This is a genomic window from Lottiidibacillus patelloidae (assembly GCF_002262935.1).
In the GTDB taxonomy this organism is placed as follows: Bacteria; Bacillota; Bacilli; order Bacillales; family SA5d-4; genus Lottiidibacillus; species Lottiidibacillus patelloidae.
In genome coordinates, this window is record NZ_NPIA01000004.1 from 123,159 (window position 1) to 147,003 (window position 23,845).

Below are 23,845 nucleotides of genomic sequence, written 5' to 3' on the forward strand. Positions count from 1 at the left end.
TTATGTTGGAACAATTCGAAGTTTTTATGAAAAGTTTAAACAGAAAACGGATGGTAAGAGTGTATTTGCCAAACAATTATGAAAGCACAAATAAAAACTATCCAGTACTATACATGCATGATGGGCAAAATTTATTTAAAGATGAAGACGCTACATATGGAATGTCATGGCGTATATCTGATTACCTTGATAATAGTAATCTTGAGATCATTGTCGTCGGCATAGATAGCAATGATGAAGGTTATAAGCGGTTGGACGAGTACTCCCCGTGGGTAAGCACATCAATAAAAGAGTTTTTTCCAGAAATAAAAGAAGATGTTGGTGGAGAAGGCAAGGAGTATGTTGAATTTATTGTTCAGCAATTAAAGCCGATGATTGATCGAAAATATCGAACAAAAGTAGAGGAAACAGCAATGGCGGGTAGTTCAATGGGTGGATTAATCTCGACCTATGCAGCCTGTATGTACCCAAAAGTGTTCAAGCGTGTTGCTTCCGTTTCTTCAGCCTATTGGTTTAGCCAACAAGAAATTGAACAGTTATTAAAGCAAAGTGACTTATCAGCGTTAGAGGCGTTTTATTTAGACATTGGAACGAATGAGTCTGCTGAAGAGATTGAACGAGAACATGATATTCAGTCCAGTGCAAAGGTATATGAGATTGTAAAAGATAAAGTGAAAAATTGTACGTTTGAAATCATTGAAGGTGCGGCTCACAATGAAAAAGCGTGGCGTGAAAGGGTAGGACATATTTTTTCGTATCTCTATAAATAGAATGAACCTTCCAAAAGGTTAAGGAAGGTTCTCAGATGTACTAGTAATGTTCGGCTGCTTCTGCTTCCGCTTTCGTTTTATGAACTGTACCGCGCGGATGGTTTGGTGGTGCATAAATCGAATACAGTTTCAGTGGTGTATGTCCTGTATTAATCAAGTTATGCCAATGTCCAGCAGGGATTATAATGGCAAAGTCATCAGAGACGTTTTTTTGGAAATCTAACTTATCTTTCCTCGCCCCCATCATTACAAGTCCTTGCCCTTCCTCAATTCGTATAAATTGATCGACATTCGGATGCATTTCTAAGCCTATATCATCGCCAGGGTTAATGCTCATTAACGTCACTTGAAATTTCTTTCCTGTCCATAATGCAGTACGGAAAGTTTTGTTTTGCACAGTAGCTTGCTCAATATTCACAACGTATGGTGCCGGACCATAATCTTTCAATGGAATCATAGGGTGCGGATAGTGGGAGCCATGGGCAGGTGGAGTTCCCCAATAAGAATAGGGAGTTTGCGTAGTGTGATATGGTGATTGCATATGCTGCGCCGGATACATAGGTGTGTATTGGTTTGAATGGTAAGGATTTGGATAGTAATAATTATGATACATAGCTTCATTCCTTTCATTTCGTTATAAGTTTACATATGCTTAAATGGCTTATTAGGTGCTTTTGCGCATGAAATTAAGGAACTATAAAAATAGAAAAAAGGGAGACGACATTGGTGAATCATTGGCATGAACGATTTAAAGATGAAAATTATATTTATGGAACTGAACCGAATGTATTTATTGCAGATATGCATAAGAAGCTACAGCTTTCAGGAAATGCGCTTGCGATTGCTGAGGGGGAAGGGCGTAATGCAGTCTTTTTAGCAGAACAAGGAATGAATGTTACGACATGGGATTACGCACAGTCAGGGCTTGAAAAAACAAAGAAATTAGCAGCGAAAAAAGGCGTAACGATTAATACGAAACTCATTGATTTGAGTGAAGCAAACTGGGAAAAAGAACAATGGGATGAGATTATTTGTGTGTTTGGTCATTTCCCGGAAAATCTTCGGAAGAAAACATTGAATGGTGTAAAGGAGGCAGTTAAGCCAGGCGGTTATTTTATTACCGAAGTTTATTCCCAATACCAAATTCCCTATAAAAGTGGTGGTCCCAAAGATGAAGGACTTTTGTATAAACCAGAAGAATTTTTACAAACATTTTCCGATTGGAAAATTGTCCACTTTTTCATGGGTGAAGTGATGCGTAGTGAAGGTGAATCTCATAAAGGCTTATCACATGTAATTCAGTTCGTTGGGCAAAAACGTTAAAATTACTCTGCATATACAAGCTATCTTTACATAGGTTTGTAGTAAAAGCTGATTGTGAGGGTGAAATATGTGGAGAGAATTTAAACAGTTTGTCGCACGCGGGAATGTCATCGAGTTAGCTATTGCAGTAATCATTGGAGCTGCCTTTAGTAAAATAGTAGATTCTCTAGTTGAGGATGTCATCATGCCTCTCGTAGGTATTATTGTCGGGGGAATCAATCTCGAAGCGCTTCAATTCCGAGTTGGAGGGGCTGTTGTTCTTTACGGGAATTTTATTCAAACGATGGTTGACTTCCTACTTATTTCAATAGCAATTTTCGCCGTAATTAAAATACTGAACAAATACCATGCAAAAAAAGATGATGAGAAAGCGGAAGAGGAACAAGAAGTTAGTAATATAGAATTGCTTTCTGAGATTAGAGATATTTTAAAGAGAAATGAAGAAAACGATCGAAGAAGAGGGAAGCGAGAAGACCCAATCATCCGTTTTAATCGAAAAGTAAAGTAAAAGAAAATAAAGAATCCGAGGAATAGCCAATGAATCCAGCTACCCCTCGGATCTTTTTATTGTTTTACAACATTAAAATTTTCTCTTATTAATAGCCAGTTTTGCGGGAACGGTAATCCAAGTTTCCAATAACTCATTCCTCGTAACCCGAGCTCTTTCATCAAATCAAATTTGGCTTGGATGGAACGGGCATCTTCAAACCAGACTTTATGTTGTTTTCCTTGAGCATCCCAATAATCGAAATGAGGTGCTTGGTTTTTATAATCATATTGAATAGCCACACCTTGTTTTAATGCTAGTGCTATTGCTGCTTGCGGACTTAAAGCTTTCGCATATTCACCACCAGGTTTATAAGGGAGTGTCCAGTCATAGCCATATAAATTTTGCCCCATTAATATTTTACTTCCCGGCATTTCAGTTAAAGCATATTCTAGCACCTTCCGAACTGGTCCAATTGGTGACACTGGCATTGGTGGTCCACCACTATAGCCCCATTCGTAAGTCATGATTACGACGAAATCGACAATTGCGCCAATGCCTTTGTAGTCATGTGCTTCATACCATTCCCCTTTTTGCGTTGCACTCGTTTTCGGGGCTAATGCAGCTGAGAGGAGCCAACCTTCTGCTTTAAATCGTGTTCTCGCTTTTCGTAAAAACTTTTGATATGCTTCGCGATCGGCTGGTCTAAGGAATTCGAAGTCAAAATGAATATCGCGATAACCTAATCTTTTCGCGGCGGATACAATGTTATTTAATAATTTGTTTTGGATGTTTTCATCGTTTAAAATGACTCTACCGAGTTCATTGCTAAATTGACCTTCTTCAAGGTTGGTGACAACCATCATTAACGTGACGTTGTTATTTTGGGCAATATTAAAGTAATCATTAAGAGGAGGTTCTTTTAGTGATCCGTCTCTTTGCACTTCAAAACTGAATGGAGCTAAGTAAGTTAATTGCGGCGCGGCGTCTCGTGCTGCTTTTTCTAGTTCAGGGCTAACTGTTTCTTCAAAAGATTCAATGTATGCATTAAATTCAGCATTCACTTTTGGCTTTGGTGGAATATAGAGCCGCATGCCAATAGAAAGATAGCTTTGAAGCGGAATTCCATTAATTCTCGCAAGTTCCCGATAATCAACCTTAAACTTTTTGCCAATTCCATAAAGTGTATCCCCGGGCTGTACCCAATAGAAACTGCCGTAAATCGGAATAACTAACGCCTGACCAACAACTAGGGCACTTGGGTTTGGTATTTCATTTGCATTTACAATGGCTTGCACAGAAGTGCCATATGCTTGTGAAATTCCCCAAAGTGATTGGCCTGGCTGGATGACATGTATTTGCACAGTGTATCCCCTCCTATTCTATTTCCTCTTATCATCGTATTAAGCTATTTCAAAAAACATGCTAAAGGACAAGGTAGAAAAGGATATACTTTAATAACTTTGCTTTATTCAAAGGTAAAAAACAAAAAATCTGCCCAACTTCGTTTTAAGCTGAAGTGGGCAGACAATATCGGTTACTTAATAATTTTGCTTCATTTTAGGTAAATTTAGTTCGTAAATGACTTTTTCACTTGAAAGATCATAAACCTTCATTTGATCAAATGATAGCGTATATAGAAGGTCCCCAACTGATACCATTCGTTGGATTGATGAATACCAATCAGAATATCCATAATTATTCTGTGGTTTTTTTTGATGGGTAATTGTATCTTTCAACGTGATCCCTGTTTCAGGAGATATTTCGTATAAAAAGGCACCTTCGAATACGAAAGCATGCTCTTCGTAAACGGCATCACCTTTTTGAATTGTTTTTGTTTCATAAAGGTTTGCTGGGAAACCGAATAAGTTCTTCTCTGGATGTTGGTACAATGCTCGGTGGTTATGATTGACCTCTGAATAGGAACCACCTTGACCGAGTATTTCCACAAATTTTTCAATTGGATTTGCAGGATCTGTAACATCAAATACTGAAATCTTTAATCCTTTTGGTCGGACAACAGGTTCGTCGCGCCATTCCACTTTTTCTAGTGCGGTATGTTGACCAAACCCGATGACATGGTTATCATCAAGCGGATGTAAATAATTACTAAAGCCTGGAATCTTCAACTCTCCTAGCACCTTCGGATTCTTCGCATCTTTAATATCAATAACGAATAAGGGATCAACTTGTTTAAACGTGACCATATAAGCGACATCTTCCATAAAGCGAACACTATAAATACGTTCCCCTTCGGCAAGGCCTTCTACCTGTCCTAATGGGTTTAAATTTATATCAAATGTATATAAATTGTTTGTAGAAGGATTTTGTTCATCCCAGCTGTTTCCTTTTGTCGTCGCAACGCGGAATGTATTGTTTCGTTCATCCATCGCAAATTGATTGATCAACGTTCCATTGACAACCGTTTTCGCACTAAAAGCAATAGTTTCATTTTGAATATGGAATTGAATAATTTGTGTATCAGCAGGCTCAGCAATTCTTAACATTTTTGTACCGTCTGCACCTTTTGTTTCATTTAAATTGTATTTATGAATGGCAGTATAAAGATTATTTTCTGACATGTATATCTGGTTTGATGAACCTAAATAAGCTTTCAAGTTATGTTCTTTGTTCATATCATTTAAGTCGATTGCACTAATTAGCATAAAACTTTGTTCGTTGCTATCAGGGAAAAAGTGCATGTGACCAAAATCAACTGGTTTTGGATCATCACTAATTGCTGTATCTTTAACAAATGGTCGTGGGTCAATGGTATCAGATTTCTCATCTTCCATTAAAATATGATATGGCGGATAATTATTAGCAATTAAATATAAGTAGCCATCCATTTTTCTTGAAGCAGTGAAATTACCTTCCATTGTAAACTCACGGACTTGTTTTGGATCTTCTTTATTAGATATATCATAAAAATAGACGGTTGTTTGTTGGGCGTAATATGGGTACATCGAATCAGCGGCGATACGTGTATCACTAGTCTTATTACTTGTCACTTTTTCTCTTATTTGCTGATGTGTTTGCCCAATTGTAATTAATAAATCATCATGTAAGAAAATTTCCTGAATGTAAAAACCATCTTTTTTTATAACGCTCTTTACAGTACTCTTTTCACCATTTGTAGATACAATGACGATATCATTATCTCTCACAAAATAAAGGAAGTTGCCATCTACTTTGATGCGATCTCCTTCATCGATACCTTCTACTTGCACATTCGTTTTCGAAGTAGTTCTAGAGTTACTAGTGGATGAATCAGCCGATTTAGCTTCTGCACCCGCCATGCCATCCATACTATCTTCCATTTCGACAAAGCCATCACGGTAATATTGCGATTGGTTTTCCATTCGTTCTTTTAATAATGTTATTAACTGTTCATGATCTTGAATGTTTGGTAGTTGTGCGACAGCTTGGAATGAATGTGTAAAGTCTGTTGCTAGTGTAGTGCCTTGAGCAGACGCTACATGTTTTGAAATAATGATGTTGTATTTCTTACCAACTTCCCAACCATCATCAGGTGACTTTAACGTGAGAACAGTATAATCATCATTCCACTCAAGTGATACAGTACTCTTTTCACCATCTTCCGTGACGACAGAAACTGTTTCTGTAGTAAATGATTCAGGATTCATTGGTTTTGTAAATTGGATCTGCCAATCCTTTAAAGTAGGAGCGTAGCTTGTTGCGTATGGGATTTGAACAGCTACATTGGATGTGGAGTTTGTATAGTAGTTATAAATAGAAATGACACCTATAAATAAAGCTAGGCCGGTTACCCAAAGTATTTTCTTCATAAAGACACCTTCGTTTCATTAGAGTATTTACTTATTAGACGGTCCAAAATACGTTTTGTTTCAAAAGTGTTACAAAAATATGCGTGCTCTAGCTCACTATGTATAATAAGAATAGCATGGAAAAAGATAGAATATATAAAACCATCTTTAAAAAGGAGAATTTATGAAGGAAAACAAAGAACAAGAAATGGGCTGGAAGTTTGATAACAGTTATGCACGCCTTCCACAATCATTTTTTTCGAAAATATCGGTAAATCCAGTTGCTTCGCCGAGTTTAGTAATTTTAAATAAAACGCTAGCTACTTCATTAGGATTAAACGTTGATTACTTGCAAAGTAAAGAGGCAGTGGAAGTACTGGCAGGAAATAAAGTTCCACAGGGTGGAGCAGCACTCGCGCAAGCATATGCAGGGCACCAATTTGGTCATATTAATATGTTGGGCGATGGTCGAGCCCTTCTCCTAGGCGAACAAGTAACACCTGCAGGCAATCGTGTTGATATTCAATTAAAAGGGTCAGGGAGAACGCCTTACTCTCGTGGAGGAGATGGCCGGGCAACACTTGGGCCAATGCTACGTGAGTATATTATTAGTGAAGCAATGCACGGTTTAGGAATACCAACAACCCGTAGTTTAGCTGTTGTTACAACAGGTGAGGAAGTAATCCGTGAAAAAGTACTCCCTGGGGCAATTTTAACTAGAGTAGCGGCAAGTCATATTCGCGTCGGAACATTTCAGTATGCAAGAGGTATTGGTAAAATAGAAGAACTTAAAATCTTGGCAGAATATACGATAAAGCGTCACTATCCAACCATTGAGGATGAGGAAAACCCGTATCTATCTCTCCTTCAAGAAGTAATTAAAAGACAAGCGCAGTTAATTGCAAAATGGCAACTAGTTGGTTTTATTCACGGTGTTATGAATACTGATAACATGACAATAAGTGGTGAAACGATTGACTATGGACCGTGCGCATTTATGGATACATACGATCCTGCAACAGTATTCAGCTCGATTGATCGTGAAGGTCGCTATTCTTACAAAAATCAACCTTATATTGGTGGTTGGAATCTAGCAAGGTTTGCTGAAACATTATTGCCACTTTTACATGAAGATGAAGATGAGGCAATTAAGTTAGCACAAGAAGCGATTTCTAATTTCACCACGTTGTATCACATGAATTGGCAAAAAGGCATGAGAGAAAAATTAGGTTTATTCAATGAAGAAATAGAAGATGAAGCACTGATTGATCAGCTGCTTGGCATGATGGAGAAATATCATGCAGACTACACGAATACGTTTGTAGCGTTAACGCTTGATAAGGTAAAAGGAACGGATATGTTTGCAAGTGAAGCATTTATTTCCTGGAATAAGCGTTGGCAAGAAAGACTAGAGAGACAAGAAGAAACAATAGAGGATGCAAAAGAATTAATGAAAAAAAGTAATCCAGTTGTTATTCCTCGCAATCATAAAGTTGAAGAAGCATTAGAAGCAGCAGTGGAAAATAGGGATTACTCCGTTATCGAAAATTTATTAAAAGTATTGGTAAATCCTTATGAATACACGTTGGAAAGGGAAGATTATTGCAAACCGGCTGACCCTTCCGCCGGAAATTATCAAACATATTGTGGAACATAACTAGTGGAGAGCCTGTGCAAGGCTCTTTTTTATGTTTTATATTTGTTTGTAAAAAAGAGGAAGTACATAATTCTATTGTATTTCTTTTTTTTATGGTCTAATGAGTATAGAAAAAGAAGATTATAATTTTGAACCTATCTATAGATGGAAAGTTAGAAAAAAGACATAGATAGCGGTCAAGAGGAGAAAATTTATATGAATTGTAGCAGTTGTATCGTAATGGATGTGCTATTTGAAATAAAAATGGAGGGAGAAGCTAATCTTTCTCTCCTAAATGATGTTATCCTCCATTTAAATAGAGAACATGGAATTGTCAAATTTGATGATAATATTTTAACGATAAAAGAAGCATCTGTTAGAGAATTTGTTTATTTTTGTAATGACCATATGGAACCTGAAATGGTTTATTTTCGAATTGACAACGAAGACTGGAAACCTATTAAACAAATTAACGCTGTGATTGACGTCCAATGGATTGACGAAATTATTATTAAAGAATTAGTAACTTGCTATTATCAACCAATCGTCAATGGTAATGAAGAGATATATGCTTATGAACTTTTAGCTCGTTTTCAACACGAAGACGGTTCAACGTTATATCCAAACGAAGTCTTTGCAGCGGCAAAAGAGCGAGGTAGGCTTTATGCTTTAGACCGTCTATGTCGAATGAATGCTGTTAAGGCTGCAGCACGTATCGATAAAAAAGCTTTTATCAATTTCATCCCAACCTCCATTTATTCACCAGAGCATTGTTTAAAGTCAACAGTTGCATTAGCAAATAAATTAAATGTAGATCCGTCAGAACTTGTTTTTGAAGTAGTAGAAACGGAAAAAGTAAATGATATAGATCATCTGAAAAAAATATTAGCTTATTATAACGAAAAAGGGTTTAAATACGCGCTTGATGATGTTGGAGAAGGTTTTAGTACTACGGAAGTATTGGCTGACCTTAAGCCTCACTATATGAAGTTAGATAGGCAATATGTAAACGGAGTCGCAAATGATATAACAAAGCAAAAAAACGCACTGTCTTTTTTGGAGCACGCTTTAATGAACGGATCTACACCTTTGGCTGAAGGAATCGAAGTGAAAGAAGATTTTGAATGGTTACAAACAAAAGGATATCAACTTTTTCAAGGTTACTTATTTGGGAAACCATCTCCAACACCGATCAAGCATACGAAAAAAGTGTAAGGCACTCATTGCTCTACACTTTTTTGTGCAATCAGGGACCATAAATGAGATTCAATTTGACATACAATCTATTAATAACATTCTCTAAATATATATTAGCAATATATATTGGTATTTATCGACTAAATATGCCAATATTCGCAAATGAATATATGAAATTATTTAATAAAATAGTAGATTTAGGAAATAAGTAGGTCTATAATAGAATTATAATAGATTGAATTAATAGAATAAACTAAAAAAGGGCAACCTATTCGAAAGAATATGGACGCAAAACTAGAGGGGCTTCAGTAGTAATACTATGCCAGCCAGTTGCATCGATACCCTTTCGCAAAAGATGGGGTTATTTTTTTAGGAATTCAGTATAGTATAGGGGGATTATAAAGATGAAAAAGTTACTTGCATTATTCTTTTCTACAATTTTAATTTTCACAACATCTAGTCCTATCTTTGCATCTGAGAAAACTAACTATGACGAAGCGTTAGAAAAAATAGAAGAGACAAATCTTAAAATTGATGAGGAAATTGCAAAAGCAGTAGAAAAATCTGACGAGCTTCAAGCTAAGTATCTTTTAGAACTTCGAGAACTTGAAGAAGGTGAAGAAGTTGTAGAACTGAAAATTGAAAAAGAGGAAGTTACTGCAGAGTATGTTTCTACTAAAGATCAACAAAAGAAGGAAAAGTTAAAAGAGAAATTAGCTAAAATAGATGAGAAATTAAAAAAAGAAGAAGATAAAATTGATAAAAAGATTGAAGAGCTTAACACGGAACTAAACGAACTTACAACACAGTTAATGGCGGAAGCTGATGAAGAAGATAAAAAGAAAATCATAGAAAAAATAGAAAAAATAGAGGAAAAGTTTAATAAGAAATATGAAAAGTCAAAAGAACTTACAGAAAAGTATACAGAAGAGCTTGACAAAATAATTTCTGATGTCTTCAATAAAACATTAGAAATGTCGGCTAAAACAATCGAAGAGGCAGCAGAATTAGGTGTTATTGCCGAATGTAGCTGGAAACTAGTACGTTTTGCTGATCGTGAGGCGTGGATCGATCCTCTCCGTGTTATCGGAATAAAGTAATATTATTTTTAGTCATCATGTTAAATTAAAAAAGAGTTCATTTTTTCGGACTCTTTTTTCCATTTCATGTATTCTTTGAGGTGAATACTATGCAAGGATTTAAATTAGGTAAAAAGGGAACATACATAGAAAAAGTTAAATTTGATACTAATGAGATAAGCTTGCTTTCTCGTGGAGATGGAGTAGAGATAATGACCCATTCCATAAAGAAGGATAAGCTTTTTTATGCATTTCCTTCTGAAAATGCAAACGTGCTAGAGTTCTTTTATGTGCTTAGTGGGGAAATCCTTTGTGAAATTGATGATAGTAAGGTGACAATCGGGCCAGAGGAGTATTTTAAAATTCAAAATATACCTGAACCAATCCATTTTAAGGCTCTATCAGACGTTCATTTACTATGGGTTAGCTCTGAACCAACCTTTGGACAAATGAGCAATGAAATTTCTTCACTTATGGAAATTGTAAAAGAAGTGGAGAAGAAGGATTGCTATACAGTTATGCACAGTGATCGAGTTGCTAATTACGCAATAAAAATTGCAAAGAAAATGAAGTGCAATAAGGAGCAGTTAGAAAGACTCAGTTTATCTGCATGTTTACATGACATCGGTAAAATTAATGTTCCTGAAAATATCTTGAATAAACCAGGCAAGTTAACAAAAGAAGAATTTGAGATTATAAAGAAACACCCATCTGATGGAGCGGATATGTTAATAGGTACAAATTATAAAGAACTTGCTCCGATCATTGAACAGCACCATGAACGTTTGGATGGAAGTGGCTATCCTAAAGGTTTAAAAGGTGAAGAGATTTTATTAGAAGCTAAAATAATAGCAGTATGTGATACATTTGATGCAATGACTGAAGACCGTTCTTATCGCAAAGCATTTAATGCGGAATTTGCTATAAATGAAATAAAAAGCCTCATTGGCATTCACTTTGAAAGAGAAATCGTAGAAGAATTTGAAAAAGTTTTAAAAGAAGATGGATATATAGAGGTATAAATGTAAGGGATACTATCATGTGAAAATGACAGTATCTTTTTCTGTTATAACGGGCTAATTTCAAAGAAAAAAATTTATCACTGTGTATCCATGTTAAAATTAGAATGTACTAATAAAAAAATAATAGTTAATTAAAAAAGCTAGACGAAAAAAACAACTAAGGAGTGCATGATGGAAAATAAAGTATATGACTTATTAGGAGTAGGTATCGGTCCATTTAACTTAGGACTAGCAGCATTATTAACTGACTACCCTGAAGTAGAAACCGTATTTTTAGATCAAAAGCCAAGTTTTGATTGGCACCCTGGCATGTTAATAGTTGGTACTAGATTACAAGTTCCCTTTATGGCTGACTTAGTAACATTAGCAAACCCAACGAATAAATATAGTTTTCTAAACTACTTAGCAGAAAAAAATCGCCTTTATCCTTTTTACTTTTTACAAAGACTAGACATTCCACGACGTGAGTACAATGACTACTGTCAATGGGTAGCCAATGAATTGGAGAATTGTCAATTTGGAAAAAGAGTCGAAAACGTAGAATATAATGAAAGCGATTCCAATTATGTAGTTACAGTGAAAGACGTAAATTCGGGAAATTTAGAAGAACTCCGCTGTAAACATTTAGTGTTAGGTGCTGGAACAACTCCTTCTATGCCTAAATCGTTCCAAGGTCTGCCAAAGGAAGATGTTTTTCATACAGCAGATTTCTTGAAGTATCAAGACCGGTGCCGAAAAGCAAAGTCGATTACTGTGGTTGGTTCAGGTCAAAGTGCAGCTGAAGCATTTCGCGAACTATTAAAAGAGCGAATGGAACATAAATATCAACTGAACTGGATTACACGTTCAAGAAGTTTCCTTTCAATGGAAGAATCAAAGTTAAGTGTGGAACAATTTTCTCCTGACTATGTAAAGTACTTTTATAAATTTTCTCAAGAAGAAAAGGATCGTATTTTTGCATCCCAAGGGTTACTTTATAAAGGGATAAGCTCGCATACAATTACAGACATCTATAATTTGTTATATGAACATAGTGTTTGTGGGGAAGAGTTAAATGTTGGCCTTCAAGTATTAACTGAAGTAAGTGGTGTAAAAGAGAAAGATGGAAAATACGAACTGCAATGTCACCAGTGGCAACAAAAGAAAGATTTTACCCATGAAACAGAAGTAGTTATTGTTGGAACTGGATACCGACCGAATGTTCCGTCATTTATGAAGAATTTAGGGGAACACATTCAGTGGGACGATAAAGGACGTTACAAAGTTGAGGAGGATTATCGTCTTACGCTTAATGTCCCAAATGAAATTTATGTGCATAGTGGTATTTCCCATTCGCACGGTGTAGGATCAACGAACCTTGGACTTGCTGTTCACCGTAATAAAATAATTATTAATCATTTGCTTGGAAAAGAAGTGTTTGAAATGCATGATAAAAATGTCTTCCAAAACTTTGATGCGGATAAGTTCAACTCGATTAATAAAGGTATTTTAACTGATTAATCCCAAAGAAAAGCGTAATAAAAGAGTCCAATAGGGCTCTTTTTTATTAAGATAAGGAGATTAGCAGTAATAGTAGATAATTGTTACAATGAAATAAATACATATGAACGAACAGGTAAAGAGATTTTTATTCGAGCGCTTCTTACTTCTAATGGAGGACAATCATATGAAAAACCTACTAAGAAATAAAAAAGTGAAACTATCGGGGTTACTAACGACTTTAGTCTCTATATCAGTTTTATTAACCATAATAATTTTGTTAATTTCTGTCCATCAATCTGAAAGAGAATTTATGGAAGAAACACATTTGTCCTTAAACTATTCAAAGGTTAAAAAAATTAGTCAAACAGTTGATAACTTGTTTGTCTCAATGAGCATGAGTTTGCAAGAAATAACAAACTATATCGCAAGTCACGAGGGACTTACAGATGATGAAATACAAGAACAGCTAGAAATATATAGAAATAGTGGTCGCTATTTTAACTCTGTTGCTTGGGTCGATCAAACAGGATTAGTAAGAAATATTGCCCCGAGTAGTGTTGGTTTAAGAGGGCATCGAATTACGACTGGAGTTACCAAGGAAATTCTCGATAATAAAACACCGGCACTATCAGACCCTTATATTGCTCCAACAGGTCGGTTAATACTTTTAATAAGTAAACCTTTGTATAACAGTAGAGGGCAATATAAAGGAATGATTGCCGGAACGATATACCTCCATGAAAAAAATGTCCTTAATGAAATACTTGGCAATGATGTTATTGAAGAGAATGGCTCGTATTATTATGTAGTAGGTCCAGAAGGAAACATTCTGTTTCATCCGATTAGTAAACGAATCGGAGAGAATGTGAAAAGTAATACAGTAGTAGAAAAGATAATGCAAGGAAAAAGCGGTATGGAGCAAGTGACCAATACGAATGGTATACCGATGCTTGCAGCATACAGTTATGTTCCGGAAATCGGTTGGGGAGTAGTGCAACAAACACCAGTTTCTTTTATTGATAAAGTGATCCTAAGTCACCATGTAAAGATGATCTTGTACATGCTCGCACCTTTTTTAATTATCTTAATGATTTCAATCCTTATTGCCAGAAAATTGGCTGCGCCATTTAAGAATTTAGCTGAAATTGTTAATCGAGTTGCAGAGGGGAAAAGTGTTACTATTCCGGACGATCAGACTCATTGGAATTGGGAAGCAGAAATGTTAACTAAAAGTGCGAGAATTGCAATTAAAGCTGTCCAAGAAAACAATGAAAGACTGATGGCGACTGCAACAACGGACGCTCTTACAAACATTCCAAACCGTAGTAAATTAAATACAATTATGGAGAATTTAGCTGATATAAATCAAGTATTCTCAATAGTGGTTATTGATATAGATCGCTTTAAAGATGTTAACGATACTTACGGTCACCAAAAAGGGGATGAGGTATTAAAGTTTTTAGCTAACATGTTAAAAACAGCATCCCGAAAGGAAGATTTTTATTTCCGCTATGGCGGAGAAGAATTCGTTCTGTTATTACCACAAACTAAATCGAAAGAAGCATTTCTAGTTGCGGAAAAAATCCGCCTTAAAGTAGAAAAAACTGATAGTCCAGTAGGCTCACCAATCACTATTTCTTTAGGAATAGCAGAATTCCCTAAGAATTCAGGTAAACTAGAAGAGCTGTTCAGTAAGGCAGACAAAGCTTTATACGAATCCAAGTTAAATGGTAGAAACAGAACGACAATTTGGAATGACAAAAAGTCACACTCGAAAAATAATAAAGTAGAATAATGTTGGAATAAGAAAGGGCAACAGACAAGGTTTTTTCCTTGTGTAGTTGCTCTTTTTGTATTCCATAGCCAAAAATTGGTTCCCATTCTTCAACAATAATTGATTATCTTTTATGAAAATTGCCTATAAAGGTAATAGAAATGATTGAAGAAGGAAGGGTACTATTATGCATTGGGCCGTAGAAACAGTATTAATTGTAGTGATTGGCACAATTATCATGAGGATAGGTGGAAGAAAATCAATTTCACAAATGACAATCGCACAGACAGTTGTCATTATTTCAATTGGAAAAGTTTTAATAGAACCAGTTGCCACGAAAGACGTTGGACAAAACTTTTTAATTGCAGCAGTCATGGTCGCTGTTCTATTGTCGATTGAATTTATTATGTTAAAAAGCAAAACGTTAAAAAATATCATAGGTGGTAAACCTGTTGTTGTCATACAAGATGGTAGCCAAGTACGTAAAAATATGAGAAAACTTCGCATGCCAAAAGGGGAGTTAGAAGCCCGTTTGCGCCAACACGGAATCCAAAGCATTAGTGATATCGAATATGCCACGATTGATCCGAATGGAGAACTAGGATTTCGCTGGAAGAAAGAGAAACACCCTTCGACGAATGAGGATATTAAACAGTTGCATGACCGTCTGGAACGACTAGAAAATTTAATAAAAGAAAGAACATTGAAGTAAAAAGTCAGGGTTTTATAATAATCCTGACTTTTTATTTCCAAAAAACCTACCAACCACCAGATACACTAATTGTTTCTCCGGTTATTGATGCGGCTTCGTCAGAAGCTAGAAAAAGTGTTGTTGCTGCAACTTCTTCTGGTTTAATATATCTTTTTAAAGCCTGCTTATTTAATAGATGTTTATGTAAGGCTTCTTCACGAGTAATGCCATCTTCATTTGCTAGTTTTTCTAACTGGTTTTCTACAAGTTCCGTTTGTACTGCACCTGGCATTACAGCATTTACTGTAATATTGTTATTTGCAACTTCTAGGGCAACTGTTCTAGTTAAGCCAACAACGCCATGTTTTGCCGAGATGTAGGCGGCTTTAAAAGGAGATGCAGTTCTTCCATGAACGGATGAAATATTAATAATTCGCCCGAAATCTCTTTGTTTCATATGTGGTACAACATATTTCGTTAATAAAAATGGTCCTTTTAACATGACATTAATAAGTAAGTCCCACTTCTCTTCAGGGAAATCTTCAATAGGAGAAATGAATTGCAGCCCAGCATTGTTTACAACGATATCTATTCGTCCAAATCTAGCTATTACACGTTCTACCAATTCTTTCACAGCAGCACTATCTGTTATATCTGTGACATAGCCAACTTGTTCGCAATCATAGTTATCTGCTAGATTTGTAGTCGCCTTTGCCACAGCTTCTTCTGTTAAATCAACAATAATCGGCTGATCCCCATTTTTAGCAAAGCTTGCAGCTATAGCAAATCCGATACCTCTTGCTGAACCTGTAATAATTACTACTCTTTTATGGTCATTACACATAATAATACCTCCATCACAAGAAATACTACTTTTTTATGGATATAAAGATGGTTTCGTTAAAGGTAGGGGATTTCCTTCTAAATGTTAATGTAAACTTATTTTATTTGAAGTTTCACCACCTACTAGAGGCAAGTGGCCTGCAAGTTGCGCTACCATATAATTACAATTGTTATAAAGGTATTGGATATATGCTTTAGGTAGTTATCATAAAATAACGTAAATGCTTTCAAAACATAGTACTGAAAGGAGCTGGAACTGGTTGGAAAATATCCAAGATGAATCTTCACGAATAAGTACGCTACAAAAAGAGAAAAAACACCTCCATGAACCACAAAAGAGTAATCCTCAACTAGAAAATACATTCACTTCAGAAAAAATAAACCACATTATTTCAAGCAACATTCCAAGTAAAGAGATGCAAACATGGGTACATATGAAACAACTGCCTACCCTACAGAAGAAACTACTATGGCACCTCATTAAAATTTCGAATAAAGATAATATAGCTTTGTATCAAGGTGTAAAGCAGGATTTAGTTGGATTAATTGAGAAGAAGTTAGTTATAGACAATCCAATTAAAATGCGAATGGGGATAAGTGTGTTCGTTTTACCCTATACACCATACTTAATGAGAGAATTAAAATCATTGCGTAACTTGTTTTAAATCCAAATGTAAACGAAGTATATTGAAAAAGGAGCTATTATAATGACGATCTCTTTGACACACTCTCACCAGCATGCTCAAGTCCCAACATACGGTAAGGAAAAGAATCACTTGTTAGTAGAGCTAAAAGGTAACGCAACAAAGCAGGTAGAACGTTCGCCTATTAATCTAGCAATAGTATTAGATCGAAGCGGCTCAATGACTGGAAACCCTCTACATTATTGTAAAGAAGCGGTTAAATTCGTAGTAAGCCAACTAACGGACAAAGACCTGTTAACTGTTGTCGTGTTTGATAACGAAGTAGAAACAGTTTTCGGTCCGGAAAATGTCACACATAAAGATTTGTTAAAACATAAGATTGATCAAATTAGTACGCGTGGATTAACTAATTTAAGTGGTGGTCTCATACAAGGATGCCAACACGTCTTGAAGCAAAAAGAAAAAGATTATGTTAATCGAGTCATCGTTTTATCTGATGGGCAAGCAAATAGAGGAGTCACTGATTTTAACCAGTTAATGATGATAACAGATGAATACCAATCAGCTGGAGTTACTATTTCCACAATTGGCGTTAGTGAACACTTTGATGAAGAGGTAATGGAAGGGATTTCCGAGCATGGAAAAGGAAACTTTTATTTTATTGATGAAGTCGAGGGAATTCCAGCAATATTTGCCGAAGAATTAGAGGGTCTATTATCTGTTATTGCACAAAATGTTACTTTAGCGATTAATCCTAAGGATGGTGTTGAAGTTCATAAAGTCTTTGGATACGAGCCGAAACAGGAAGAAGAAGGTCTAAAGTTAAACTTAGGTGATATGTATGCTAATGAAGTGAAATCAATTTTAGTTGCATATGGCATACAAGCAAAACCAGAAGGAATCCATGACATTTTTGATTTACAGTGGTCGTTTGTAGATATAACAGATGGAGTAAAAGAGTGTAAATGTAAGGCAAACGTTCCAATTCACTATACAACTGATTTAAAAATTCTTGAGGCGAAGCCGAATGCACATGTCGAAAAGCAAGTACAAATAACAAAGTCTGCAACGATTATTAATGAAGCGATGGATTTCTTTGATATCGGTGATATAGAAGCGGGAAAACAGTTGTTGCATAAGCAAGCGGTGAACATGTCTATCATTGCCAAGGAAATGAATGATGAAGAATTATTGAGTGAGTCGAAAATTCTGATGGAGAAACTGAACAACTTTGAATACTCAAAGAAAACAAGAAAAGAATTACATCACCAAAGATATAGACAAATGAAGCGAAAAAAATGACGATGCGCCGCCAATAGGCAAGATAGTTAAATACTAGCGATGGGAAGGTGAGTAAATGGAAAAAACAAATAAAATGCATATTAGTGATGAAGAAAAAGTAGAACGTTTTGAAGTCGCCTATAATAAAATTCATACGAAACTAAAAGAGTTAGTAGGAGACACTCGTTTATATGCTTCCTATTCTGATATTCTCTATCAGGCCAAAACTAGGCGAAATATTGTTCACCATAACTATGAAATGTTGAAAAAGTTTGGACATCTCCGCAATACCATCGTCCATGAAAAATTAAAAGAAAACTATTATATAGCTGTTCCGCATCTCCACATTGTCGAAGAAATAGAAAGAATTTGTCAGCATTTATGGCGGCCACCGTTGGCATTATCCATTGCCTCTCAACCGGTGAAAATATGCCATCCAACTACTAGTTTAAAAGAAATATTAGAGATCATGCATACGAATGGCTATTCACAAGTGCCAGTATATGATGAAGAAGGATTTCTAGGCTTATTAACCGAAGGTGGCATCGTAAAGTGGATTTCCGAAAATACAATTGCTGGATTAGTAGAGATAGAAGATGTAAAGGCGCAAGAAATCTTACCACTGGAAGATGAACATAATGTCCATTTTATTTCTAGAAAACAAACAATCTATGATTTAGAAGATGTCTTTGAAAAGTACTATGATAACAATAAAAAACTAGAGGCAATATTAATAACAGAACATGGTAGAAAAGTGCAAAGACCAGTGGGCATCGTAACATCATGGGACTTAGTTGAGATCGATAATACAGCGTTGTTAGTTTCGAATCATATTTAAAAAAGCAATTTTATCTGCTATGATAGTCATTGAAAATCAATAAACGAACAGGTGATTAAAATGGACTATCAAGTTTTACTTTATTATAAATATGTACCAATTGAGGACCCGGAAGCGTTCAAAGAAGAGCACCGTGCTCTATGTGAAGAAATTGGCTTAATGGGGCGCATTCTTGTTGCTGAAGAAGGAATGAATGGAACGGTATCTGGAACAATAGAACAGACGGAAAAATATATGCAGGTTATGCATGAAGATTCACGTTTTGCTGACATGCCTTTTAAAATTGAAGCATCAGAAGGTCACGCTTTTAAAAAGCTGAAAATAAAAGTAAAGCCAGAAATCGTTAATCTTAGCTTGGAAGAGGACCTTAACCCGAACGAAAAAACAGGTAAACATCTTTCTCCTAAGGAATTCTATGAAGCGATGCAAGATGAAGATGTCGTTATCCTTGATGCTCGTAATAATTATGAGTACGACCTTGGCCATTTCAAAAATGCAATTCGCCCAGATATTGAAGCGTTTCGTGATTTGCCGAAATGGGTACGAGAAAACTTTAGTGAGTACAAAGATAAAAAAGTTCTGACATATTGCACAGGTGGGATTCGCTGTGAAAAGTTTTCCGGCTTCCTTGTCGAAGAAGGCTTTAAAGATGTTTCACAACTTGAAGGTGGCATTATTTCCTACGGTTATGATCCAGAAGTGAAAGGTCGCCTTTGGGATGGTAAAATGTACGTATTCGACGAACGTATTTCCGTTCCAGTTAACCGCACTGAAGAAGCAACAGTAGTCGGAAAATGTTGTCACTGCGGCGAGGCAGAAGAACGTATCGTTAAATGTGGAAATCCAGAATGTAACGTTCACCTCATTATGTGTGAGGATTGTGAGCATGAGCATAAACGCGCTTGTAGCACAGAATGTCAAGAACATCCTTGGAACCGCTATGTCAAAGAACACGAACAAACAACGAAATAAAGCAATAAATAACATGAAAAAAGCTCAGAGTAACTTGCTCTGAGCTTGTCTTTTTTAAGGAGTTAATTTAAGTAAAGTGCGTTTAATTGAAAGAAACTAGAACTTGCTCAATAGATTTTTTCAAGGCTCTGTTCTATCTTTTTCTGGAGTGGCAGCAGTTTAGCATTACCGTTAATTTTAATATGAAAAGTTTTTAAGAATAATTTAATGTTAAATACTAAGAAAAAATACTTTTCATCTTCCATTTGTTCCTTCTGAATCTTTAATTCATTTGGCAGACTTTCTAGTAATTTTTCAATTTCGAGTATATGTAATCCTCTTTCTAGCATTTCTAGTATTGGAGTTAATAGCCTCTCATCTTCTCCATGAACATAAACACTACTGGATATTAGAATCTTTCTCCACAAAGTTCGCAGTATTTCTGGATAGTCATCTATATTTAGTTTTGGATTTTTCACGAGCTCATCAACTGTGTCAGCAACATGTGCAACACTGTGGGCCCAACCTTTTCCTGCGATAAACCCTCTTAAGTCTTTCTCCCAGTCAATGTACTTCATTAACTTTTCTTTAACGCTAAAAATTGTGCTTGGGGGTAAGAAATTTTCATGATTATCTCTATAAAGAATTAGTGCAATTAAGAGAGTAGTAAACGCTCTTGTAAAAACGGTGTCTGTGTCCTTTTCGCCAATTCCTTTAAATAGTAGTTCATCTATACTAAAATCTAACAGTTCAGTTAAAAGTTCAATTTCAATTTGATTATTTTCAACAATTAATCTATAAAAAGTAGTGTAAATTAACTGGTCGCGCAGTTCGCTATCCGTTGTGCCGATATGATCTAACATAGATTTCAAGATTCTAGGTTTATCCGCCACATCTTGCCAATGAATCTTTTCAGATTTAAGTTCAGTTAAGATAGACTTTAATTCAGCCTCACCTAACGAAATAACCGCTAATGATAATTTCATAAATATCCCCTTCATTTATAAAGTAATTAGTACTGGGCTGGCTGTTATTTATTTTGTCATTAATTTGCTTCGAAAGGAGCAAGACCAATTTTTTCTAATTTCATTTTAACATAGCCAAAATTATCCTTCATATATGTATACCAAAAATCTATCAGGCAATAATGTTTATGGTTATCTAAAGGAGGGTATTGAATGAAAGAGGAACAAAATAAAAATCAACAAAACAATAAAGATGAAACATTAACAAATCGTCAAGGGCATCCAGTGACAAACAATCAAAGTGTACGAACAGTCGGTGACAGAGGCCCAACGACGTTAGAAAATTACGATTTCCTTGAAAAAATAAGTCACTTTGACCGTGAAAGAACACCAGAGCGTGTCGTTCATGGACGAGGTGCCGGAGCGCATGGGTACTTCGAATCGTATGGAACGGTTAATGGCGAACCAATCTCAAAATATACACGTGCAAAAGTATTTACAAACACGGAAGTGCAAACACCTGTATTTGTACGATTTTCCACTGTTGTACATGGGACACATTCTCCAGAAACGCTGCGTGACCCACGCGGATTTGCCGTTAAGTTTTATACAGAAGACGGGAACTGGGATTTAGTCGGGAACAACTTAAAGATTTTCTTTATCCGAGATCCGTTAAAGTTCCCAGATATGGTTCACGCTTTTAAACCAGATCCCGTAACCAACATCCAAGACCTTGAAAGAATGTTTGATTTCCTATGTCAAACACCAGAGTCGATGCATATGGTAACTTTCCTCTTTTCTCCATGGGGAATTCCAGCGAACTATCGCGAAATGCAAGGGTCTGGAGTCCATGCATATAAATGGGTCAATGAAGAAGGAAAAGCAGTGCTCGTAAAATATCATTGGGAACCAGTGCAAGGGATTAAAAACTTATCGCAAAAAGATGCTGATAAAATTCAAGGTAAAAACTTTAACCACGCTACGCAAGATTTGTATGAAGCGATCGAAAAAGGAAACTATCCAGAGTGGGAGCTTTACGTACAGATTATGGAGGATGGTGAACATCCAGAGCTAGACTTTGATCCGTTAGATCCAACAAAGCTCTGGTATAAGGAAGACTACCCGTGGCACAAGGTTGGTAAAATGACGTTAAACAAGAATCCTGAAAATTATTTTGCTGAAGTCGAACAAGTTGCATTTGGTACAGGAGTTTTAGTTGATGGGCTTGATTTTTCAGATGATAAATTATTACAAGGAAGAACGTTCTCCTATTCTGATACGCAACGTTACCGAGTTGGATCGAATTACTTACAACTACCAATCAATAAGCCGAAAAAGCATGTCGCAACAAACCAAAGTGCAGGGCAAATGGATTACAGAACAGATTACGGTAAACATTCCAATCCACATGTAAACTATGAACCGTCTCTGTTAGGTGGTCTGAAAGAAGCGAAGAACCCAGGTAAAGAACATGAACCATATGTTGAAGGAAATATTAAACGTGAAAAAATTTCCCGAGAAAACAATTTTGGACAAGCTGGTGAAACATACAGACGCTTTAATGATTGGGAGCGAGATGAGTTAATCATGAACTTGGTCGATGCGCTGTCTGGCTGCCATGAAGAGATTCAAAAACGAATGGTCGACATGTTTACGCAATGTGATGCTGATTATGGAAAACGAGTTGCCGAAGGTCTGAAAATGGCAGAAAAAGAAATGAACAAGATGGAAGAAGCTGTCCAAGAAGCAGAAGAGATGGGACATCCGTCAGATCCATACTAAAATAAGAAAATTTGGGAGCCAAGTCATAGTGATTTGGTTCTTTTTTATTTACATGCATTAAAGTACTTGAGATAAGCCATCCAGGAATATGAATAGGGTATTAAATCTATTGGTAAGTTTGGTAAAGTGTATATACTGGGGGCTAAATGATGAAAAAGGTATTATTTTTAGGCTTAGTTTTAATAGGATTTTTAATAATCGGGATAGTTTTATTAAACTACGAGACTATTGAGCCAATACAGACAATGGGACTAGATGACAAGGAAGATGCAGCTTTTTTAGAAAGTGAAGCGTTTATTGCTGAACTTGAAGCGAAACTTGGAGAGAAGTTTTTAATAGATAGTTTTACAGCTGAAATGGATGGTCCCTTCATAGAAGTAGACGAAGAAACGATGCTAACTGTCTATGAAATAAACGGTGATACTATTCAAAACAAAATCGATATAGAAACTAATGATGACTTACTAGCTATTCAAGAAGATGTGGAATTACAGCAAGAATTATGGACGCTATTTCAAATGATTATCCCTTTAGAAAATCGAGGAAATATAGTAAAATTCGGTTTTTTTACAGACGGACCAGATAATACGCTAGCCTATGTAGAACAAGTAGAAGATGACCCGACAAAATGGATAGTAGTTATTGATCTCCAAGATGGTACTAACTTAGCTACCGTTTTTGCGACACTTATTCATGAATATGCCCATGTTTTAAGTTTGAACGATAAGGAAGTCGAAATTAATGAAGATGTCTTTTTTGATGGAGATGAAGATCTGATTAATGACATAAGAGAAGCGTGCCAGAATCTTTATCTCGACGAAGGATGTACAAATGAGGACTCCTATATTAATCAGTACTATGAAATGTTTTGGTTAGATCTGCAGTTAGACTGGGAAGCAGAAGTTATCATTGATGATGAAGAATCAGTTCGGCAATTTTATGAGAGACATGAAGAAAAATTCGTAAATGAATACGCAGCGACAAATATTGTAGAAGATTTTGCTGAAACGTTCACTTACTTTGTGCTAAAACCTAAGCCTAAAGGTGAAAATTATATTGAAGAAAAACTATTATTCTTCTATCAATTTCCAGAGTTAGTAGAATTGAGAGCAAAATTACTGCTAGGGTTGGAGGAATATTTAGATTATAAAGAGAAGTAGACATAAAGTGAGAAATAAGGGGAGGCTGAAACTATTAAAATCATAAAAAAAATTGGCAATCAATACAATATTCAAAAAGACGGTAACCAGTTTAAAGTTACAAGGACGATTAGAAATTTTGACAAAGTAGAA

Annotated in this window: 21 protein-coding genes and 1 riboswitch; of the genes, 16 read left to right on the top strand and 5 right to left on the bottom strand. The window is 35.9% G+C overall.

All coding sequences use genetic code 11. The features are described 5' to 3' along the window. The first annotated feature begins 2 nt into the window (after window positions 1-2). A complete protein-coding gene (locus CIB95_RS09140; protein ID WP_094924419.1) occupies window positions 3-770 on the top strand; it encodes an alpha/beta hydrolase in 768 nt (255 codons plus the stop codon). Between the two features lie 40 nt (window positions 771-810). Here CIB95_RS09140 and CIB95_RS09145 read toward each other — a convergent pair whose 3' ends face one another. After that, window positions 811-1,383, bottom strand: coding sequence for a cupin domain-containing protein (locus tag CIB95_RS09145; RefSeq protein ID WP_094924421.1), 573 nt, complete (start codon window positions 1,381-1,383; stop codon window positions 811-813). A 113-nt stretch (window positions 1,384-1,496) separates the two neighbouring features. On the opposite strand from CIB95_RS09145, the gene CIB95_RS09150 reads away from it, so the two are divergent. Next, window positions 1,497-2,093, top strand: a complete 597-nt coding sequence (locus CIB95_RS09150) for a class I SAM-dependent methyltransferase (protein ID WP_094924423.1) — start codon at window positions 1,497-1,499, stop codon at window positions 2,091-2,093. A gap of 67 nt (window positions 2,094-2,160) precedes the next feature. Next, window positions 2,161-2,601 carry a large conductance mechanosensitive channel protein MscL gene (gene mscL, locus CIB95_RS09155; RefSeq protein ID WP_094924424.1) on the top strand — a complete coding sequence of 147 codons (441 nt, stop codon included), beginning with the start codon at window positions 2,161-2,163 and terminating at the stop codon, window positions 2,599-2,601. Window positions 2,602-2,657: 56 nt separating this feature from the next. On the opposite strand, the gene CIB95_RS09160 is transcribed toward mscL, so the two are convergent. After that, window positions 2,658-3,944 (bottom strand): glycoside hydrolase family 18 protein, encoded by a 1,287-nt coding sequence (locus tag CIB95_RS09160; RefSeq protein WP_094924426.1) that lies wholly within the window; start codon window positions 3,942-3,944, stop codon window positions 2,658-2,660. A 177-nt stretch (window positions 3,945-4,121) separates the two neighbouring features. Continuing rightward, window positions 4,122-6,389, bottom strand: coding sequence for a beta-propeller domain-containing protein (locus CIB95_RS09170; protein WP_094924430.1), 2,268 nt, complete (start codon window positions 6,387-6,389; stop codon window positions 4,122-4,124). Between the two features lie 163 nt (window positions 6,390-6,552). Here CIB95_RS09170 and CIB95_RS09175 point away from each other — a divergent pair, with 163 nt between their 5' ends. The 7 genes from CIB95_RS09175 to CIB95_RS09205 all read left to right on the top strand — a co-directional run bounded on the left by CIB95_RS09175 (window position 6,553) and on the right by CIB95_RS09205 (window position 15,270). Next, window positions 6,553-8,025, top strand: a complete 1,473-nt coding sequence (locus tag CIB95_RS09175) for a protein adenylyltransferase SelO (RefSeq protein WP_094924432.1) — start codon at window positions 6,553-6,555, stop codon at window positions 8,023-8,025. Window positions 8,026-8,220: 195 nt separating this feature from the next. Continuing rightward, window positions 8,221-9,219: an EAL domain-containing protein gene (locus CIB95_RS09180; RefSeq protein ID WP_094924434.1), complete on the top strand. Its 999-nt coding sequence runs from the start codon at window positions 8,221-8,223 to the stop codon at window positions 9,217-9,219. A 234-nt stretch (window positions 9,220-9,453) separates the two neighbouring features. Then, window positions 9,454-9,539, top strand: a riboswitch (cyclic di-GMP riboswitch). 66 nt (window positions 9,540-9,605) lie between these two features. Further along, the gene (locus CIB95_RS09185) at window positions 9,606-10,301 is read left to right on the top strand and encodes a hypothetical protein (protein ID WP_094924436.1); all 696 of its coding nucleotides are present in this window, start codon (window positions 9,606-9,608) and stop codon (window positions 10,299-10,301) included. Between the two features lie 89 nt (window positions 10,302-10,390). Then, a complete protein-coding gene (locus tag CIB95_RS09190) occupies window positions 10,391-11,302 on the top strand; it encodes an HD-GYP domain-containing protein (RefSeq protein ID WP_094924438.1) in 912 nt (303 codons plus the stop codon). A 168-nt stretch (window positions 11,303-11,470) separates the two neighbouring features. After that, entirely contained in the window at window positions 11,471-12,802 is a 1,332-nt protein-coding gene (locus CIB95_RS09195) for a lysine N(6)-hydroxylase/L-ornithine N(5)-oxygenase family protein (RefSeq protein ID WP_094924440.1), read from the top strand. A 166-nt stretch (window positions 12,803-12,968) separates the two neighbouring features. Further along, window positions 12,969-14,579, top strand: coding sequence for a sensor domain-containing diguanylate cyclase (locus tag CIB95_RS09200; protein WP_158217596.1), 1,611 nt, complete (start codon window positions 12,969-12,971; stop codon window positions 14,577-14,579). Window positions 14,580-14,745: 166 nt separating this feature from the next. After that, the gene (locus tag CIB95_RS09205) at window positions 14,746-15,270 is read left to right on the top strand and encodes a DUF421 domain-containing protein (RefSeq protein ID WP_094924444.1); all 525 of its coding nucleotides are present in this window, start codon (window positions 14,746-14,748) and stop codon (window positions 15,268-15,270) included. 46 nt (window positions 15,271-15,316) lie between these two features. Here CIB95_RS09205 and CIB95_RS09210 read toward each other — a convergent pair whose 3' ends face one another. Beyond that, window positions 15,317-16,093 carry a 3-hydroxybutyrate dehydrogenase gene (locus CIB95_RS09210; RefSeq protein ID WP_094924446.1) on the bottom strand — a complete coding sequence of 259 codons (777 nt, stop codon included), beginning with the start codon at window positions 16,091-16,093 and terminating at the stop codon, window positions 15,317-15,319. Window positions 16,094-16,352: 259 nt separating this feature from the next. Here CIB95_RS09210 and CIB95_RS09215 point away from each other — a divergent pair, with 259 nt between their 5' ends. The 4 genes from CIB95_RS09215 to trhO are packed head-to-tail and all read left to right on the top strand — an operon-like array spanning window position 16,353 to window position 19,827. Then, a complete protein-coding gene (locus tag CIB95_RS09215) occupies window positions 16,353-16,757 on the top strand; it encodes a hypothetical protein (protein ID WP_094924447.1) in 405 nt (134 codons plus the stop codon). Between the two features lie 42 nt (window positions 16,758-16,799). Beyond that, window positions 16,800-18,038 (top strand): vWA domain-containing protein, encoded by a 1,239-nt coding sequence (locus CIB95_RS09220; protein WP_094924449.1) that lies wholly within the window; start codon window positions 16,800-16,802, stop codon window positions 18,036-18,038. 55 nt (window positions 18,039-18,093) lie between these two features. Beyond that, window positions 18,094-18,855 (top strand): CBS domain-containing protein, encoded by a 762-nt coding sequence (locus CIB95_RS09225; RefSeq protein WP_094924450.1) that lies wholly within the window; start codon window positions 18,094-18,096, stop codon window positions 18,853-18,855. A 54-nt stretch (window positions 18,856-18,909) separates the two neighbouring features. After that, a complete protein-coding gene (trhO, locus tag CIB95_RS09230) occupies window positions 18,910-19,827 on the top strand; it encodes an oxygen-dependent tRNA uridine(34) hydroxylase TrhO (RefSeq protein WP_198949188.1) in 918 nt (305 codons plus the stop codon). 107 nt (window positions 19,828-19,934) lie between these two features. On the opposite strand, the gene CIB95_RS09235 is transcribed toward trhO, so the two are convergent. Continuing rightward, a complete protein-coding gene (locus CIB95_RS09235) occupies window positions 19,935-20,792 on the bottom strand; it encodes a DUF2785 domain-containing protein (protein ID WP_158217597.1) in 858 nt (285 codons plus the stop codon). A 192-nt stretch (window positions 20,793-20,984) separates the two neighbouring features. Between CIB95_RS09235 and CIB95_RS09240 the strand changes: the two genes are divergently transcribed. Both CIB95_RS09240 and CIB95_RS09245 read left to right on the top strand, forming a co-directional pair. Continuing rightward, window positions 20,985-22,553 (top strand): catalase, encoded by a 1,569-nt coding sequence (locus CIB95_RS09240; RefSeq protein WP_094924455.1) that lies wholly within the window; start codon window positions 20,985-20,987, stop codon window positions 22,551-22,553. A gap of 146 nt (window positions 22,554-22,699) precedes the next feature. Next, window positions 22,700-23,713, top strand: a complete 1,014-nt coding sequence (locus CIB95_RS09245) for a hypothetical protein (protein ID WP_142296486.1) — start codon at window positions 22,700-22,702, stop codon at window positions 23,711-23,713. Window positions 23,714-23,845: the final 132 nt, after the last annotated feature.

What these genes read in the sequence shown, in the direction of transcription:
- CIB95_RS09170 (WP_094924430.1), bottom strand. Translation starts at nt 6,389, where the DNA reads ATGAAGAAAATACTTTGGGTAACCGGCCTAGCTTTATTTATAGGTGTC.
- CIB95_RS09220 (WP_094924449.1), top strand. Translation starts at nt 16,800, where the DNA reads ATGACGATCTCTTTGACACACTCTCACCAGCATGCTCAAGTCCCAACA.
- CIB95_RS09145 (WP_094924421.1), bottom strand. Translation starts at nt 1,383, where the DNA reads ATGTATCATAATTATTACTATCCAAATCCTTACCATTCAAACCAATAC.
- CIB95_RS09210 (WP_094924446.1), bottom strand. Translation starts at nt 16,093, where the DNA reads ATGTGTAATGACCATAAAAGAGTAGTAATTATTACAGGTTCAGCAAGA.
- CIB95_RS09245 (WP_142296486.1), top strand. Translation starts at nt 22,700, where the DNA reads ATGATGAAAAAGGTATTATTTTTAGGCTTAGTTTTAATAGGATTTTTA.
- CIB95_RS09225 (WP_094924450.1), top strand. Translation starts at nt 18,094, where the DNA reads ATGGAAAAAACAAATAAAATGCATATTAGTGATGAAGAAAAAGTAGAA.
- CIB95_RS09195 (WP_094924440.1), top strand. Translation starts at nt 11,471, where the DNA reads ATGATGGAAAATAAAGTATATGACTTATTAGGAGTAGGTATCGGTCCA.
- mscL (WP_094924424.1), top strand. Translation starts at nt 2,161, where the DNA reads ATGTGGAGAGAATTTAAACAGTTTGTCGCACGCGGGAATGTCATCGAG.
- CIB95_RS09240 (WP_094924455.1), top strand. Translation starts at nt 20,985, where the DNA reads ATGAAAGAGGAACAAAATAAAAATCAACAAAACAATAAAGATGAAACA.
- CIB95_RS09205 (WP_094924444.1), top strand. Translation starts at nt 14,746, where the DNA reads ATGCATTGGGCCGTAGAAACAGTATTAATTGTAGTGATTGGCACAATT.
- CIB95_RS09190 (WP_094924438.1), top strand. Translation starts at nt 10,391, where the DNA reads ATGCAAGGATTTAAATTAGGTAAAAAGGGAACATACATAGAAAAAGTT.
- CIB95_RS09180 (WP_094924434.1), top strand. Translation starts at nt 8,221, where the DNA reads ATGAATTGTAGCAGTTGTATCGTAATGGATGTGCTATTTGAAATAAAA.
- CIB95_RS09200 (WP_158217596.1), top strand. Translation starts at nt 12,969, where the DNA reads ATGAAAAACCTACTAAGAAATAAAAAAGTGAAACTATCGGGGTTACTA.
- CIB95_RS09175 (WP_094924432.1), top strand. Translation starts at nt 6,553, where the DNA reads ATGAAGGAAAACAAAGAACAAGAAATGGGCTGGAAGTTTGATAACAGT.
- CIB95_RS09185 (WP_094924436.1), top strand. Translation starts at nt 9,606, where the DNA reads ATGAAAAAGTTACTTGCATTATTCTTTTCTACAATTTTAATTTTCACA.
- CIB95_RS09235 (WP_158217597.1), bottom strand. Translation starts at nt 20,792, where the DNA reads ATGAAATTATCATTAGCGGTTATTTCGTTAGGTGAGGCTGAATTAAAG.
- CIB95_RS09140 (WP_094924419.1), top strand. Translation starts at nt 3, where the DNA reads ATGTTGGAACAATTCGAAGTTTTTATGAAAAGTTTAAACAGAAAACGG.